The sequence below is a fragment of the Mariniphaga anaerophila genome, assembly GCF_900129025.1.
Taxonomy (GTDB): domain Bacteria; phylum Bacteroidota; class Bacteroidia; order Bacteroidales; family Prolixibacteraceae; genus Mariniphaga; species Mariniphaga anaerophila.
The window spans coordinates 540,601-557,545 of the sequence record NZ_FQUM01000004.1 but is presented as its reverse complement, the minus strand read 5'-3'; the positions used below and the strand labels follow the sequence as shown (position 1 = coordinate 557,545).

Sequence of the window (16,945 nt, the reverse complement as noted above, 5' to 3'; positions counted from 1 at the left end):
CATTTTAAACTAAAACAATAAAAATATGAAACGGATAGTTCAATGGACGAAGCTTTTGGCTGCGGTATTTATTATGAGCAGCATGGGTGTTTCCGCCGCAGAAATTACCCGGGTAACAGAACTGGTTTGTGAATACCATACCAATCCGATTGGTATTGATGTACAAAAACCGCGACTGAGTTGGAAAATACTTTCCGAAAACGAAAATGTGTCGCAGGCTGCATACGAAATCAGGGTGGCTGATTCGCCATCTAATTTGAACAGAAAAAATAAATTGATTTGGAGTTCAGGAAAAGTGAACAGCAGCCAGTCGGTCAATGTGGAATATGAGGGGCCTGAACAGGGGGCAATGCAACGTGTATATTGGCAGGTGCGCATTTGGGACAACCAGAATAAAGCCACAAAATGGAGCGAACCTGCCTACTGGGAAACGGGAATGCTTTCCCCGGAACAATGGTCGGCCTCGTGGATTATGATGGCAGAAGAGAAACAGGCAGAGGGCTCAAAGCCATGCCAGTATTTGCGAAAAGAATTTTCGGCAGCAAAAAAAGTGAAATCAGCGAGAATTTACGCTTCTGCATTGGGATTGTACGAATTGTACCTGAACGGAGAAAAGGTTGGCGATGAGTTATTCACTCCGGGCTGGACCAGTTATGGAAAGCGGATTCAGTATCAAACTTACGACGTTACGTCCATGTTAAAATCCCAAAACTCTTTGGGCGCTATTTTAGGCGACGGCTGGTACCGGGGAAATATTGGGTTCCGGAATCAGCACAGTTATTACGGCAATGATGTGGCTCTGATTGCACAGCTTCATATAACTTATTCTGACGGAACCGCAGAGACAATTGGTACAGATGAAAGTTGGAAGGCGACAACCGGGGCGCTGGTTTTTTCTGATATATACAATGGCGAAACTTACGATGCCCGACTGGAAATGCCGGGGTGGGCAACCACAGCATTTGATGATTCCGGCTGGGGAAAAGTTGAAACACTAAATCATCCGAAAAATACGCTAATTGCCCCGCAGGGTGTCCCGGTAAAAGCAGTTGAAGAAATCTCACCCGTCGAAATAATCACCACACCCAAAGGCGAAGTTGTTTTTGATATGGGCCAGAATATGGTTGGCTGGGTACGAATGAAAGTAAAAGGGGAAAGAGGAAAGGCTGTTACGCTTAAATTCGCCGAGGTGCTCGATAAGGACGGCAATTTTTACATCGAAAACCTTCGCGCCGCCAAAGCAACAGACGTTTATATTTTGAAAGGAGATGGTGAGGAAATTTATGAGCCTCGGTTTACTTTTCATGGTTTCAGATACCTAAAAGTTGAAAACTTCCCGGGTACGCCTGAGTTGGATGATATTACCGGAGTTGTTATTTATTCAGACATGGAGCCAACCGGAACATTTGTCTGCTCCGAGCCGCTCATTAATCAGCTTCAGCATAATATTCAGTGGGGACAAAAAGGCAACTTTTTAGATGTGCCAACCGATTGCCCGCAGCGCGATGAACGGCTTGGCTGGACAGGCGACGCTCAGGTGTTTTGTGCGACTGCAGCTTTCAACTTTGATGTTGCTGCGTTTTACACAAAGTGGATGAAAGATGTTGCCGCCGATCAGGGGGCTGACGGAAAGGTTCCGCATGTTATTCCGGATGTATTGAATGGCGCCGGTGGGTCAACGGCCTGGGCTGATGCCGCAGTAATTGTGCCGTGGCAAACTTACCTGGCATACGGAGACGAGCGGATTTTGCAAGTGCAGTATCCGAGTATGAAAGCCTGGGTGGAGTATATGAAAAGCAGGGCAGGGGATGATTACCTTTGGATTGGTGACACGCATTACGGCGACTGGCTTGCTTTTGCAACTACCCGTTCTGATTATCCGGGTGCAACTACCGAAAAAGATCTTATTGCAACCGCATATTATGCATATTCCAGTAGGCTTCTTTCTGAAATTGCCCTGGTTTTGGGGAAAACTGAAGATGCTGAAAAATATGCAACCCTTTCAGATTTGGTAAAGAAAGCTTTTGTCAACGAATTTGTGGCTCCTTCCGGGCGATTGGTTTCGCATACGCAAACAGCCTATTCGCTTGCTTTGGCGTTTGAACTTCTTCCTGAAAAATTAGTCCCCAAAGCGGCAGAATACCTTGCCGGAGATGTCCGTAAATTCAAACACCTAACTACCGGTTTTGTGGGAACTCCGCTGCTGTGCAAAACGCTTTCGGATAATGGTTACGAAGATTTGGCGTTTATGCTGCTGAACCGCAAAGAATATCCATCGTGGTTGTACCCGGTTACGCAAGGGGCAACCACCATTTGGGAACGCTGGGACGGGCAGAAACCCGACGGGTCATTTCAAAATGCCGGGATGAACAGTTTTAACCACTATGCTTACGGCGCAATTGGCGAGTGGCTGTATAATTATGTAGCCGGAATTCAGATTGACGAAAAAGAACCGGGGTACAAACATTTCTTCCTCGCTCCGCATCCCGGGGGCGGGCTGACCAATGCTAAAGCAACTTATAAATCGATGTACGGTGAAATTGAATCGGGCTGGAAAATTGAAGGGGAACAGATGATTTATGATGTGAGGATTCCTGCAAATACAACTGCAACTGTTAAACTCCCTTCAGCTTCAATGAGTAAAGTTGTGTTGAATTCTGCGCCGTTAAAAAGTGATTCTGATAATAACGCAAAACAAAATGAAGAGGGCGTGACGTTGAAACTGGGTTCAGGAAAATACCGGTTTAGTTACCCGCTATAACACAAATTGAAACAAGAATATTATGGATAGAACACAAATTGAAAAAGCGTATCAACTGGCGAAAGAGCAGTATGCTGCAATTGGAGTGGAAGCAGAGAAAGCCATTGATAAAATGAAAGAAGTTGTAATTAGTTTGCATTGCTGGCAAACCGATGATGTGGGAGGTTTTGAAAAACCGGATGCAGCATTGTCCGGCGGAGGGATTCAGACAACCGGTAATTATCCCGGTAAAGCCAAAACCATTGGGCAAATGCGTGCCGACCTTGAAAAGGTGATGCACTTGTTGCCGGGGAAACAACGCCTGAATCTGCATGCTATTTACGGCGAATTTGGCGGAAAACTGGTTGATCGCGACGAAATTGGAGTTGAGCATTTTCAGGGATGGATTGACTGGGCTAAAAATCTGGGAATCGGCCTTGATTTTAACGGAACCTATTTTTCGCACCCGAAAGCTGACAGTGGTTTTACGCTTTCTTCAAAAGACGAAGGAATCAGAAAATTTTGGGTGGAACACATGAAACGTTGCCGGGAAATTGGTGCAGAAATGGGAAAACAGTTGGGAACTCCATGTGTGCACAATACCTGGATTCCGGACGGTTCTAAAGATGTGCCGGTTGACAGAAACGGTTACCGCGCACTTTTGAAAAAGTCGCTCGACGAGGGATACGAAAATGAGTTTTCAAAAGAGTATTTGAAAGATGCCGTGGAGAGCAAGCTTTTTGGAATCGGAGCCGAGTCGATGACCGTGGGTTCGCACGATTTTTACCTGGGGTACGCCATCAAAAATAATAAGCTGATTTGTTTGGATAACGGGCATTTTCATCCCACAGAGCAGGTGGGCGATAAGATTTCGTCGTGCCTTCAGTTTACAGATGAAGTTCTACTTCATGTTACGCGTCCGGTACGTTGGGACTCTGACCACGTGGTTACCCTCAACGAAGAAGTGCAGCTTATTGCATCCGAGATTGTCCGTAACAATTTTTTTGGCCGTGTAAATACCGGGCTCGATTTTTTCGATGCTTCAATTAACCGGATAGGTGCTTACGTAGTTGGTACACGTGCTGCACAAAAAGCTTTTCTTATTGCTCTGCTGGAGCCGACTGCTCAGTTGGTTAAAATGGAGGAAGAAGGACGTTATTTCGAACGGCTGGCTATGCTCGAAGAATTGAAAACCAAACCGTTTGGTGCTATTTGGGATTATTACTGCCTGTTAAACGATGTTCCGGCAGGCGAAGATTACATTTCAGAAATACTGACTTACGAAAAAGATGTGTTGAGTAAAAGATAGAATGAAGCTAAATTTAAGTGTAAGTTACTAATAGATAGTATTTGTGTGAAGACGGATGGCCTTTGGGCTGTCCGTTTTTTTTTATATCGGAACAATTTTTTTTCCGTGGAGTTCTTTCGCTCCGGTCAGTTGCTTTATTTCTTCCAGGTTTTTGTGGGTGACTTTCCCTGCCACCAAAATAATCAGATCTTCTCCGGCCACCTCCATCATTTTTCGAATAACAGCCGCACCTTCTCTGGCAGTAGCTTTTCCTCCCGATGTGAGAATCCGTTTAATTCCTTTTATGCTTTTTAATGATCGGACTCCTTCCGGGGGATTTTTCAATACGTCGATGGCTTTGTGAAAAGTGACCGGAAGTGGGCGGGCATATTCGGCCAGTAACTGCGTGTTGGGAATGTCTATTTCATTGTTGGCAGTTAGCAGTCCGAAAACAACTCCGGCAGCGCCCGATTTTTTGGCCAGATCAATATCGTTTTTCATTTGATCAATTTCATTTTCCGAATAAATAAAGTTACCCGGACGGGGACGAACCATCGCCATTACGGGGATTTTCAGAACTGAACAGGCTTGCTTCAAAAGTTCTGCCGGTGGCGTCAGTCCCCCGGTTGACAAGTCTGCACAGAGCTCAATTCGGCCGGCTCCGTTTTTTTCGGCCAGCAATGCTTCCTGTAGCGTTTCAACACAAGCTTCTTTTATCATGGCTGTTTCGTTATTTGAAAATTCTTTTTCATGCAAAAAAACAAATCGTAGTTAACCGGCGCAGCATCGTTTATTTATCGTGTTCGTAATTGATTCCGGCTTTCGTACAATACGACTCAAACTGATGGAGAATCTCTTCCCATTGTTTTTGTTTGAACATACAAACCACCTTGCGCTCTTTATCATACACTAAAGTATATTTAAAACCAAGTTGATTTATGGTTTTAATCTGCACTCCCGAAATATACGTTACAATTTTGTCTTCGTGTTTATATTTTTCGGTGAACTGAATAATTTCGGTCAAGAAGTTGAATGTCTCGGTTGCACTTCCTTTGAAGTATTCGGTTTCGTATGCTCCGTTAACCCAGTCGTCAAAGTAAAGTTGGTAACCCCACAACGAAAAATATTGGGAGCCAGTTTCGAAGTCAGCATCCAAAGGCTTCCAATACGATAAATATGTTTCCGTTCGTTTATCGGAGAATACCGTTTCAAGCTTGAAAGTCTGCGAGAACAGGTTTAACGAGAGCGTGGAAATAACTGCAATTAAAAGGAACTTTTTCATTTGTTTTGAGTTTATTGTCGACAGCGGGTAATGGTTTTTATCATAAGAAATTTTATAAAAATATTCAGGCGCAATCTTTATGCCAGAACACGAAAGTAACATTTCGTTTGAGGGCAAAATTAGTTTATTAATCAGTGGTTGCTTAAACGGTTGGTAAATGTTGTCGGGGCGGATTTTGGAGAGCGTCACTGTCAACCGTTACGTTTTATTTTGATAAAAGCCTAAACGTTAAAAACCCTATGAAATCTACAAAATGTTAAAGCTAGGTATTGTTTTTTTTTAATAATTCAAGCCAAACGCCCAAAGTGGAATCACATTGAGATAACCATATTCTATATCGTCTTTTACAACAAATGATTTACCGTCTCTGTCAATTTGGTTCTGTTGCTTATTTTTTCCTCCAATTTCAAACGTATAATCATCAATTACAAAATCTGCTTTTTTTGAAGATATTACTTCATTCTTTACTCGCATTTGATTGAAAAAGAATGTTTCTCTCAAATTCCCAATATCTGATTTCTCTCCAACCAAGTTGTAATTGATATTTGTATTGTCTAAATACACCTTGTCAACTTTTCCCAATCCTCTAATTCCGCTGGTCTCATTCCGTAACTGTCCAATTAGGCCTGCTTTTTCCATATATGAAAAATAATCATCTAAGGAATTTCTACTTACATTAATTACTCCTGATATTTTTGAAAAATTGGGTTTGAAAGGTACGCTTTCTGCAATTATTGCAAGCAATCGTTTAAGTTTTCGACTTGTCCCCACATTTAGATTTGCATATTGCGGAATATCTGATTCTAATGTTTGAACGATAATTTGTCCTAAACGTAGATCCATTTCATTTTCGATTCCAAATGGATAATATCCACGTTTCAAATATTCATTAAACAGAGGTAATGGATGACGGATATCGTTAAGTTTTACATCGTTATTTATGATTTGTTCTAAAGAGTAAATTTCCGTATCGTAATTATGAAATAATTTTAAATATTCGCGAAAAGATAGTCCTTGTAATTTGTATATGATTGCTCGTCGGCTTAGGTCTGCAGAGCCTTTTAGAATGTCAAGTACAGAAGAACCCGTAAATACAGTTTTTAATGTAGGAAATGAGTCGTAAATGTTTTTTAGTTCTCGTGACCAGTTAGTGTATTTGTGAATTTCATCAATAAATAAATATTCTCCGGCATTTTTGTAGAATTCATCCGCTAAATCAATCAATTTTTTTTCTCCAAAATACATATCATCAGCAGATACATATAAGGCTTTTTTGCTATCTAATTTCTCTTTTATATGCTGAAGAATCATTGTGGTTTTTCCAACTCCACGTGCACCTATAATACCAATCATCCGGCTTTCCCACGAAACGTTGTCATATAAATATCGCTTAAAATTTGTTGTCGTATTTTGTAAAAGAGTTTCAAATTTCTGATATAATATTCTCATAATTTTCTAAACTATTTTTCACAAAGATACAAAATGCACAACGTATTTAGCAATTATTACTTAAAGATGCTCATTGAAAAGTGCAATATGCGTTTGTCGCTTGGCGTAAACAGAGGAGTATCGAAGTTAAAACCTCGAGATGTTTGACCTTCGTTAAAAGGTATTTTTAGGTTTGGGGCATTACAATTATTTTTAATTCATAGTTTTGTATTCAAATAAATACATGAATTTAGAAAAGTCAAAATATAACCTGGTTACAATTTTGGGGCCCACCGCTACCGGAAAGACCGGACTGGCAGCACATTTGGCCGCAGAAATAGAAGGCGAAGTTATTTCTGCAGATTCGCGTCAGGTTTACCGGGGAATGGACATTGGTACCGGAAAAGATTATGTCGACTATTTTGTGGATGGCGTTGAAATACCGTCTTATCTGGTCGATATTGAGGATCCGGGAAATCATTATAATGTGTATCGGTTTCAGGAAGATTTTATCGAGGTTTTTAACACGATTCGTTCTAAAGGAAAATTCCCGGTGCTGTGCGGAGGAAGCGGCTTGTATCTTGAAGCCGTACTTAAAGATTATAAACTTATTCATGTTCCGCCCAATAAAGAATTGCGGAAAAAGCTGGAAGGGAAAACACTGCAGGAGCTTACCGAAATTCTTCAGCAAATGAAACCGAATTTGCATAATAAAACAGACGTTGAAACCGACCGTCGTGCCATTCGTGCCATCGAAATAGAAATGTATTCCCGCGAAAATCCGGATTTGGAAACGTCAATGCCCAAAATAAACAGCCTGAATATCGGGGTGAAGTTTGACCGGGAAACCCGTCGTAGCCGGATTACGAAAAGGCTGAAACAGAGGCTTGAACAAGGGATGCTGGATGAGGTGCAAAAACTGCTGGATTTGGGATTAACGCCAGAACAATTGATTTATTATGGGCTGGAGTACAAGTATCTTACACTTCATTTAATTGGCGAACTTTCCTACGAGGAGATGTTCAGACAGCTGGAAATTGCCATCCACCAATTTGCCAAACGGCAGATGACCTGGTTTCGGGGCATGGAAAAACGCGGAACAAAAATTTACTGGGTTGACGGGCATCTGCCCATGCCACAAAAAATCGAAAAAATTCAACAGTTGCTCTCCGAGTAATTCAGAATGCGCGAAAAATCACTTTTGTTTTTTTTCTTTTGAATTGGGGCAAATAGCGTCTTTTTTTGAAAAAACAGTGAAAAGTTTTCGCCCAGGGATAACATAAATTTAAATTCGAAAGATGAATTTTCATAAATTGTATTCATGAAGTTAAAATGTGTTTATTTCGCACGGCAAAAATGGATGGTTTATGGAAAACTCCGGATTGAATTCTGGGAAAGAGTTAGGTAAAATACTGTTGGAAGTAGGAGCATTGTTAATGACTTCTGGTGCTAATTCAATGCGAATACGCGTTACAGTATTGCGTATTGCCAATGCATACGGTTACACTGCCGACCTGCTGATTACCCACCGCGCTTTAATGTTGTCGCTTTCTGCCGAAGGAAATGATTATTTCCACAGCAGCTTAAAACGTACCTTGGCGCACGGGTCTAATTTTAGGATGGTTAGCGGCATTAGCCGAATGAGCTGGCGGATTGTGGAAGAAGACTGGAGCTACCAGCAAATTTGGGATGAAATAGAACGGTTGAAAGCACTGCCACATTATCCGCGGATAGTGGTGCTCTCTACTGTTGCGCTTGCCGGGGCCTCTTTTTGCAGGCTTGCCGGAGGTGGTGCCGTTGAAATGCTGGTGGTTTTTGTTGCCACGTTTATTGGCCTTTTTGTTAAGCAGGAGGCAGCCAAACGAAAATTTAACGGTTACTTGTGTGTTTTCGTGGCGTCGTTTGTTGCATGTCTCATCGCCGGTGCATTTGTGAAATACCACGTTGGGAGCAACCCCGAATTTGCACTTGCTACATGTGTTTTGTATCTGATTCCGGGAATTCCGTTGATTAATTCTTTGTCTGATTTGCTAAACGGCAACATAATGAATGGTATTGTGCGGGGAACAAATGGCTTAATTATATCTTTTGCCATTGCATTTGGAATGTTGTGTTCAATTTTAATTTATAACATTTAATGGATTATTCGGTATTTTTTGAAAACTGGATTTGGCTGGGGTTTGCATCTGTTGGTTTTGCAATACTTTTTAATGTGCCGGTTCGCACGGTGTGGGTCATATTTTTGCTTGGCGCGCTTGGCGGAACATTAAAACTGATTACCATGCAACTGGGCGGCGGAATAATAATAGGTTCATTTTTTGGCGCAATGCTCGTTGGTTTTTTGAGTATTTATGCAGCACATTTTCGTCATGCTCCACCATTTGTATTTGCAATACCTTCAGTAATTCCGATGGTTCCAGGTGCTTTTGCGTACCGAATGATGCTCGGCCTTATTCGGCTTACGAATGATTCCACGCCAACAGTTTATACGCAATTACTCGACGATACAGTCAGAAACGGGTTAAAAGCGTTTTTCGTGTTAATGGTTCTGGCTCTCGGTGTGTCGGCTCCAATGTTGTTAACCAGGCGCGAATCGGCAAAACAAATAAGGGTGCCGAAAAAAGTAGGACGACTGGTGAAAAAAGTTGCACTGAAAACTCACTCGGCAAAGAACTGATTCGTCAGGCCGGGCGTTTTTCTCGAAAATAATCACTTTCTTTTCTTCCAAACTAACCGAACACGGATGAGGTCTGCTCCGTCGCTTTCGCGCACAACGCTGCACATGTAGTGGTTTTCATCAAGCACTTGTTTTTTTACCGCCAGCCTGTCTGCGGGCATGCCTTCTTTTAAAAAGTTCACCTCAAATTCAATCAGCTCATTTGCCTGATGAAAATCAAAGCTGAAACTGTCGATAATTCGTTCGATGTAACGGCCGCTGTTAAAGTGCTGGTTAATGTCAATCTCGTTGAAACGCACCGGGGTAAATTCCAGCTTATCGTTGCTTTTCGGAGTAGAAACTTTCCCGGCGTTGTTTCCGAACACACTTTCTTCGTATTTGGGAAAGTTTGTAAAATCATTCAATCTTACAATTCTTTTGGATTTGGCATCCAGTACCAGCCAGCTGCTGGTGGCCTGTATAATATTGGCACCCTGCTTGTCAACGAAATTGAAATCGCGGTAGCCAAAAAATCCGTCGGTGCCGCGCGACCATGTTTCCAAGGCAAAATCTTCGCCCCAAACCGGCCGGCGATCTATTTTTACAAGTAACTTAGAAAGCACCCAAAACTGCTCGTCCTGTTTCAGGTTGTCATATCCAAATCCCAGTTTTGCCGCGTGTTCCCATGCAATATCCTGCATCTGGTAAAACATAAACGATGTGGAAAGTTTTCCAAAACGGTTAATGAAATAGGAACGCGTTGATAAATGATTGATGTGTTTCATTTTTTATTTGAACAAAGGTTAAAGAACAGAATGGCGAACCGGTAAATAAAGTCATAATTCCCGGGGCTTTAAACTTCTTCTTAAACTTTTTTGCAAAAGTATTGTTCGGTTTTGAAAAACCAGTGAATTTGACCAATTTTGCACAAAAATATAGAATATGGGTGGTATAATTATTAAGAACCCGGAACAGATAGAGGGGATTAGGAAGAGCTCCAAACTGGCAGCTCAGACGCTCGATTACGCAGCGCAATTTGTTAAAGAAGGTGTTAATACAGAGTTTATTGATGATAAAATAGAGGAATTCATTCGTGAACACAATGCTATTCCGGCAACCAAAGGTTACAATGGCTACCCGAAATCAAGTTGTATTTCGCTCAATGAAGTGGTTTGTCATGGCATTCCGTCAGCAAATACTATATTGAAAAATGGCGATATTCTGAATATCGATATTACTACTATTCTCGATGGATATTATGGCGACACATCGCGCATGTTTACTGTTGGTGAAATTACCCCGGACGCAGGTGAGCTAATTGAAGTAACCCGTCATTGTTTAGATTTGGGTATTCAGCAGGTAAAACCGGGAAATTACTTTGGAAATATTGGTTTTGTGATTAGTCGTTATGCGAAAGCAAAAGGTTTTGGCGTGGTTTGGGAATTTTGTGGACACGGCGTGGGACTGGAGTTTCACGAAGAACCGCAGGTTGACCATACATCGCGCAGGAACAGAGGTCCGAAAATGAAGCCCGGTATGATTTTTACCATCGAACCGATGATTAACGAAGGCAGGTCATCCACTTCAATTGATAAAAAAGATGGCTGGACTGCACGCACCATCGATAATAAATTGTCGGCACAGTTTGAACACACTATTTTGGTTACCCCAACCGGGTACGAAGTTCTGACTGATATTCATAACGAGTATTAAGCAACCTGAAAAAGTTTTCTGAGACAGGAAAACGGACTTGATGTTCGATATTGTATTGGGATTTTTGAAGATGATTGCAGTAAAAAACAACACAAAATAAGTTCGTATAAAAAAGAAAAAGCCGGCAGTTAACCGGCTTTTTTGTTTCTGTTTTCCTTTGTTTTCGTGGCTGTTATTTTATGTTCCAGCGGCGGTAATCTAACATCCAGTATTCTACTTTCAGTTTAGGGTCATTGTCTGTCATTAGAATCATGGTTCTTCTGCCAAACGGAGTTCTCTGACCGGAAACTTCCGTGGTGGTTGCTTTTGTTGCATTGGATTCGAACAAATTTTCGTTCAGCATCCAGCTTTCCAGATTCAGCGCTTCTTCTGCTTCTGTTTCGAGGTACGCGAAGTTCCCGAAATAGTTCAAATCTTTCATCCAGGCTTCGAGCCCAAGCGGAGCATCTGTTGATTCAGCCAGATGGTAGTCCATAAAGAAATTGTCGACATTCAGCATCCATGTTTCGGTGTTCAGTTCAGCCTCTTTTTCTTCGGTCAGGTAGTTTGCAAATGCAGCTATTTCAGCATCCGACGTTGTATAAGCAGCTTCATTTAATTTGTTGTTGCCGGCATTTGCCCGGTAAACATCGAGAGTTAAAAATGTTACAACCAATGCTGCAATAATTGTCAGTGTACCCATTCCTGTTTTTTGTAATTTGTTGTTCATTGTTTTCATGACTTAGTCTCCTTTTTTTATTAATTTTTTTAATTGTTTCTGTCTTTGTTTTTCAATTTTCACTTTTAAGACGCCTGAGTTTTTATTTCGTTACAAAATTTATAGAACTTTTTTTTGTCATGTACTTTTCAAAACCCTGTTGTTTGTTATGCAAATATATAAATAAAAAATAATACCATGCAATACATAGTACTAAATATTTTCTATTATTTTTTGAAGAATTGATTTAATCAGTTGATTTATAGTGTGTTGTTGATTTGATTTTTTTTGTGAAAAAAATGGGTTGTTTAACGGAGAAGAGTATTATTTGGCATTTTGAGGCGTATTTGAGAAAAATATCACGAAGTAAAATGAGGAAAAAAATGTTTTTTCGAATGTGTTGTGTACGATTTTTACCGGACGAAGTACTCCGGTTCAGAAAAAAATCACGGTTAAAGCTGAGGATGTTTAATTTCTGTTTAGGCTGAATATTGTTCCATCTCTTCTTGTAACACGTCTCGAATTTGCAAAAAGTTTTCTTCCAGGCGGCTCATATTCTCAATGAAGAAATTGAATATATCGGGCCATTGCTTTTGCCTGTACATATTTACGTGTGGTAAAATATTGTATATCCGGCAAACCTGCTGTCCGCTGTCTTCCCGTTCATGAAAAAACTCCCAAAGCAGGCCGTCTGAAAAGCCGTCTTCGAGAATTACTTTGCAGTTCTGTAAAACTTCGAAGGCTTTCAGACGCTTGTCTTCGCTACGCTGACTCAATTCCAGAATAACTTTTGCATCATTACGGTCGGCCTCAAAACGCAGTGCAACTCCCTGTATTTTGGTGCGGTGGAGCATCCACTTTTTCTGACGCTGCCTGAGCAAAGGGTGTATTTCGCAGCGTTTGCCAAATTGTGTCCAAAACTGCAATCTTATTTTTTTCGCTTCTTCTTTTGAATACATTTTCCGGTTTTTCCCACCATGCAGGATTAAAAAGCAATATTAATTTTTACTTTTGAAAATACGAAGAAAACTAAATGGTATGAAAACAGCAAAGTATTGGATCGAAAAACTTGGGTTGGAAAAGCATCCGGAGGGTGGATGGTATCATGAGATTTATTTGTCGGACGATGTTGTTCCGCAAACGGGCTTGCCAGCTAATTTTCGTGGAGAACGGAGCTTTGCCACGTCCATTTATTACCTGCTCGAAGGCGATTGTTTTTCAGCATTTCACCGGATAAAATCTGATGAAATTTGGCATTATTACGCAGGTAATTCTGCAATAGAAATTATTTCGCTTGAACGCGGAAAATTGAAAAAGTATCTGGTTGGAAATGACCCGGAAAGCGGGCAGACATTTCAGGTAATTGTTCCAAAAAATACATGGTTCGCTGCCCGCCTGCTTAACCCGGGCGGTTATGCCCTTGCGGGGTGCACTGTTTCTCCCGGTTTTCATTTCGAAGATTTTGAACTGGCAGATGGCCGGTTGCTGAAAGAATTTCCCGATTTTGCTGAAGAAATAATACCATTAATCAGATAATTGCGTTTTATTCGAGACAGAATGTTGTTGATGCTACAACAGAATAAAAAAGACTAAAGACCAAACAATTGTGTAACCATGAACAGACTCTTTTTTTTTATTGCGTTTTTCTTTCTGTTTTTTGAAACCTACGCCCAGTTAGTTGAAGTACAAGCCAATTATAACGGGGTTGGCGATGTGGATTTTGTTGCCTACAATAATACGCCGGCACCGCTTTTTTTGAATATCGATTTTGCCGATTTGGAGAATACCACATTTAACGAACCGCTGCCATACATTAAGCTGCTGGAACCAGGTTTCAACAGCCTGTTTACTTTGCAGCGTTACCCTGATGCTGAGGCGCCCAGGTTTAATTACCAGATAAAAACATTCAAATCAAACCCCATGTCGCTGGCTGATCTCGACTTCCCTTATTTGATCCCTTTTGCTCGGGGAAGCGAAGTGGCTATTTTTGATGTGAAAAATCTGACCGGCTTTTGGGGATCGGGGTTGCCTGAGTCGTGGAACGCCACCGGCTTTTATGCAAAACCAGGCGATCCGGTTTTTGCCAGTCGCACCGGCACTGTTGTTGAAGTGGTGGGAGCAAAGCGTTCGGGCGATCCGCAAACATGGTATCATACCTGGAAAAATGCCGTAACACTTTTGCAGCCGGACGGCACTCTGATTTGCTATCATAACGTGGTTGATAACGACAAAAAGCTAAAGGTTGGCGAGAAAGTTTTTGCCGGGCAACAGTTGGGAGCAGTGGCTGCAGGGAGCACAGAACTAGTCGTTTTAATTTTTCAGCACAGCCTGAATTCTGCCGATATTCGGTTTATTATTCCCCAATTTTTAACAGGAGAAAAGGATGCCGGGCTCTTGCTCGCCTCCCAAAAATACAAAGTGTTTCATCCTGATGAAGTAAGAGGATTGGAAATGAGCAACCGCGAAAAACGCCGATACCTGAAGTAGTTTCGTTGGAAAACAAATCTGTAATTTTTTGCAAAAAAAGACATCGTCCGGTTTGTTAGCAAACGAACGATGTCTAAAAAAAGTCGTTGTTTAAATTTTCAAACAGGAAGTTCTGTCAAAGTTCTTCTCCGTAACTCCAACCATTCCGCACCGGTTCCTTAATGTAGCGGTCTAAATCTTCTCTATTTGTTACTTTCATGTTTTTTGCATCGTATTCAATGCGCGTATTGAAACGTTGCGCCAGCACCCCGATGAGTGACATTTCGGTGAGTTCGGTGGCATAATCGAAGTTGGAGCCTGGCAGCGGGCCGTTTCCTTTTACTGCATCCAGAAATTCTTGTTGCGGGCCGCCTTCAATGCGCGGAATGGTAGCCTCGGGCATTTCATTGGCAACCCAGTTTTCCCATTCGGCTTTCGGCATCATAAGCTGGGCGTTGTTTGGCCTTCCGCCGGTAATAATATTTTGCTTTTCGCCAACCATTATCATTCCGGAGCCCGGCAGTTCGTCCAGCTTCCATTCGGGCCTGTTTTTCGGCTTTAACCCGCCTTCGTGCCAGGTGAGGGTAACCGGAGGCCTGTTTCCTCTTTTCGGGAATTCAAATTGAATAATTGACTGGTCGGGAAGAAAGCCTTCGGGCGCTCCCGAGCTAAACAGTGTTTCCGTGGCCAGTGGCATTCCCAGCTCCAAAGACCAGAACGGAGCATCGAGCGTGTGGCATGCCCAGTCGCCCAGTTCTGCGTTGCCAAAGTCGTAAAACCCGCGCCACGATTTGGGATGATAAACATGATTGTACGAGCGTTCGGCTGCAGGGCCCAGCCATAAATTCCAGTCAAACCCTTCGGGGATTGGTTCTTCTGCCGGGGGGAACTGCGCCGGTTTGGTAAAGTATTTTCCTTCGCCAAACTCCGGGCCGTTAAACCATGCAATTACCTCTTTTACTTCCCCGATAATTCCTGCGTCAACCCACTCTTTTACGCGGCGGATGCCGTCGGTGGCATGTCCCTGGTTGCCCATTTGTGTGATTACATTGTAATGGTGTGCTGCTTTTTTGAGGGTGCGCAACTGCCATACATTGTGTGCCAGCGGTTTTTCCACATACACGTGTTTGCCCAGTTGCATTGCGGCCATGGTGGCGGCAAAATGGGTGTGGTCGGGCGTGGAAACAAGCACTGCATCAATTTGTCCGGCCATTTCATCAAACATTTTGCGGAAGTCTTTGAACCGACGCGCATTGGGAAAGGTGTTAAAACCTTTGGCTGCGCGGTTTTCGTCCACGTCGCACAAAGCCACAATGTTTTCTTCGGGGCAGGCACCCCAATTGGTTTCTCCCCGCCCGCCAACGCCAATTACAGCAATGTTGAGCTTTTTTGACGGAGAACAACTAATGAGGTTGGGAATAAACGCAGCACCAGCAGTAATCGCAGATGCCGTCTTCAGAAAATTTCTTCTTGAAAATGGAATCATTACTTAAAATTTAGTTGGTATTAGAATTCTACAAAAATAAAATTCTAATCATAAAATGAATTCTGTTTCTGATTTAATTTTCTGTTTTCCAGGCAGAAATTCCCTTGAATGCGTTCCCGTTTCGGTCGAACAGACTGCGTCCCAAATAGGGGATTCCGGAGCCGGGTATTTCCAGCCCGTCGGGTTTCCAGTAATAAACAGAGGTTACTTTTGGATAGTTCTGAAGACGCGTATTTAAAGCTTTCAGAAAATCGTACTGTCCTTGTTCGGTTGGCGGGAAGGGTTGCACATCGAGAACATCTTTTGATGGCTCGGGATACCAGCCGTTGGCAAAATAGGCTGTTTCTACTATTGATATTTCCTGCGTGTATTTGTTGGAAAGAAATTGGAGGTTTTTCTCCAGGTCTTCAAACGTACCGTGCCACCACGGGTAGTAGCTCAACCCGATGACATCAAAATTTACTCCGCGCTGTAGCATATTGCTGTAGAAATTGTCGGACTCAACCAGGTTGCCACCTGTTGCAGCATGAATAACTATTGGAATGTCAGCTCCGCCGTGTACATCCTTCACTCCCCTGATGCCGGCTTTCAACAAAGTGGTTAATTCGTCCCAGCGGGCATTCCCGCTGTTGTCCCAAAGTTTTCCGTGCGGCCACAGCATCCCGTTGTTAATTTCGTTTCCAATTTGCACCATTTCCGGGAAAACCCCGGCTGATTTCATGGCGGTCATCACATTTTTAGTGTATTGATAAACACTGTCGGTGAGCACTGCAAAATCCAAATTCTTCCACGCAGCCGGAGTAAATTGTTTCCCGGGGTCGGTCCAGGTGTCGGAATAGTGAAAATCCAGAAATATTTTGAATCCGTACTGACTGGCTTTTTGTGCCAGCGAAATGGTGTATTTCAGGTTGTTGCAAACCGGCCCTTCCATGTCGGGTGTATGAAAAATGCGTAGCCGGCACCACGAGTATCCATTGTCTTTAAACAGCCGAAACCCTTCAATTGCCTTTCCGTTCGATTTGTATTGCCCTCCCAAATCTTCATTTTTTTTCATGATGGAGAAATCGCCACCGTAAACAAGCTGGTCTTCAGTAGGAAGGTCGTTGCTGTTTTCCTGCGCTTTGTTGCAGGAAATGGCGCTAAGCAAAACTGCAATGGTCAGAAGTATTAGTTTCATCTTTCAATAATT

16 protein-coding genes are annotated in these 16,945 nt (G+C 42.4%); 8 read left to right on the top strand and 8 right to left on the bottom strand.

The annotated features are described in order from the left end of the window. Positions 1 to 25 precede the first annotated feature (25 nt). Together BUB08_RS10890 and BUB08_RS10885 are read left to right on the top strand one after the other, a co-directional pair. Positions 26 to 2,761, top strand: a complete 2,736-nt coding sequence (locus BUB08_RS10890; RefSeq protein WP_073001617.1) for a glycoside hydrolase family 78 protein — start codon at positions 26 to 28, stop codon at positions 2,759 to 2,761. A 22-nt stretch (positions 2,762 to 2,783) separates the two neighbouring features. Next, positions 2,784 to 4,049, top strand: coding sequence for an L-rhamnose isomerase (locus BUB08_RS10885; RefSeq protein ID WP_073001615.1), 1,266 nt, complete (start codon positions 2,784 to 2,786; stop codon positions 4,047 to 4,049). A gap of 81 nt (positions 4,050 to 4,130) precedes the next feature. Here BUB08_RS10885 and BUB08_RS10880 read toward each other — a convergent pair whose 3' ends face one another. The 3 genes from BUB08_RS10880 to BUB08_RS10870 all read right to left on the bottom strand — a co-directional run bounded on the left by BUB08_RS10880 (position 4,131) and on the right by BUB08_RS10870 (position 6,759). Continuing rightward, positions 4,131 to 4,748, bottom strand: a complete 618-nt coding sequence (locus tag BUB08_RS10880) for a copper homeostasis protein CutC (protein WP_073001733.1) — start codon at positions 4,746 to 4,748, stop codon at positions 4,131 to 4,133. Between the two features lie 70 nt (positions 4,749 to 4,818). Next, the gene (locus BUB08_RS10875; protein ID WP_139249672.1) at positions 4,819 to 5,310 is read right to left on the bottom strand and encodes a hypothetical protein; all 492 of its coding nucleotides are present in this window, start codon (positions 5,308 to 5,310) and stop codon (positions 4,819 to 4,821) included. A gap of 279 nt (positions 5,311 to 5,589) precedes the next feature. Further along, entirely contained in the window at positions 5,590 to 6,759 is a 1,170-nt protein-coding gene (locus BUB08_RS10870) for an ATP-binding protein (RefSeq protein ID WP_073001612.1), read from the bottom strand. A gap of 223 nt (positions 6,760 to 6,982) precedes the next feature. Here BUB08_RS10870 and miaA point away from each other — a divergent pair, with 223 nt between their 5' ends. The 3 genes from miaA (at position 6,983) to BUB08_RS10855 (ending at position 9,415) form a co-directional block, all read left to right on the top strand. After that, positions 6,983 to 7,915 (top strand): tRNA (adenosine(37)-N6)-dimethylallyltransferase MiaA, encoded by a 933-nt coding sequence (gene miaA / locus BUB08_RS10865; RefSeq protein ID WP_073001610.1) that lies wholly within the window; start codon positions 6,983 to 6,985, stop codon positions 7,913 to 7,915. A gap of 190 nt (positions 7,916 to 8,105) precedes the next feature. After that, positions 8,106 to 8,876 (top strand): threonine/serine exporter family protein, encoded by a 771-nt coding sequence (locus BUB08_RS10860; RefSeq protein WP_073001731.1) that lies wholly within the window; start codon positions 8,106 to 8,108, stop codon positions 8,874 to 8,876. Next, positions 8,876 to 9,415, top strand: coding sequence for a threonine/serine exporter family protein (locus tag BUB08_RS10855; RefSeq protein ID WP_073001609.1), 540 nt, complete (start codon positions 8,876 to 8,878; stop codon positions 9,413 to 9,415). The genes BUB08_RS10860 and BUB08_RS10855 overlap by 1 nt, the downstream gene beginning before the upstream one ends. 32 nt (positions 9,416 to 9,447) lie before the next feature. Here the strand turns inward: BUB08_RS10855 and BUB08_RS10850 are convergent, their stop codons facing one another. Beyond that, the gene (locus BUB08_RS10850; RefSeq protein WP_073001608.1) at positions 9,448 to 10,179 is read right to left on the bottom strand and encodes an acyl-[acyl-carrier-protein] thioesterase; all 732 of its coding nucleotides are present in this window, start codon (positions 10,177 to 10,179) and stop codon (positions 9,448 to 9,450) included. Between the two features lie 157 nt (positions 10,180 to 10,336). Between BUB08_RS10850 and map the strand changes: the two genes are divergently transcribed. Continuing rightward, positions 10,337 to 11,107: a type I methionyl aminopeptidase gene (gene map / locus BUB08_RS10845; RefSeq protein ID WP_073001606.1), complete on the top strand. Its 771-nt coding sequence runs from the start codon at positions 10,337 to 10,339 to the stop codon at positions 11,105 to 11,107. Between the two features lie 172 nt (positions 11,108 to 11,279). On the opposite strand, the gene BUB08_RS10840 is transcribed toward map, so the two are convergent. Beyond that, positions 11,280 to 11,816, bottom strand: a complete 537-nt coding sequence (locus tag BUB08_RS10840; protein WP_139249671.1) for a hypothetical protein — start codon at positions 11,814 to 11,816, stop codon at positions 11,280 to 11,282. A 467-nt stretch (positions 11,817 to 12,283) separates the two neighbouring features. After that, a complete protein-coding gene (locus tag BUB08_RS10835; protein WP_073001602.1) occupies positions 12,284 to 12,763 on the bottom strand; it encodes a DUF4268 domain-containing protein in 480 nt (159 codons plus the stop codon). 79 nt (positions 12,764 to 12,842) lie between these two features. Between BUB08_RS10835 and BUB08_RS10830 the strand changes: the two genes are divergently transcribed. Continuing rightward, positions 12,843 to 13,340, top strand: a complete 498-nt coding sequence (locus BUB08_RS10830; protein ID WP_073001600.1) for a cupin domain-containing protein — start codon at positions 12,843 to 12,845, stop codon at positions 13,338 to 13,340. Between the two features lie 78 nt (positions 13,341 to 13,418). Beyond that, entirely contained in the window at positions 13,419 to 14,291 is an 873-nt protein-coding gene (locus tag BUB08_RS10825) for a M23 family metallopeptidase (RefSeq protein WP_073001597.1), read from the top strand. A gap of 115 nt (positions 14,292 to 14,406) precedes the next feature. Here the strand turns inward: BUB08_RS10825 and BUB08_RS10820 are convergent, their stop codons facing one another. Beyond that, positions 14,407 to 15,756 carry a Gfo/Idh/MocA family oxidoreductase gene (locus tag BUB08_RS10820; RefSeq protein WP_073001595.1) on the bottom strand — a complete coding sequence of 450 codons (1,350 nt, stop codon included), beginning with the start codon at positions 15,754 to 15,756 and terminating at the stop codon, positions 14,407 to 14,409. Between the two features lie 73 nt (positions 15,757 to 15,829). Beyond that, on the bottom strand, positions 15,830 to 16,933 hold the full coding sequence (locus BUB08_RS10815; protein ID WP_073001593.1) for a glycoside hydrolase family 53 protein: 1,104 nt from the start codon (positions 16,931 to 16,933) through the stop codon (positions 15,830 to 15,832). Positions 16,934 to 16,945 lie beyond the last annotated feature (12 nt).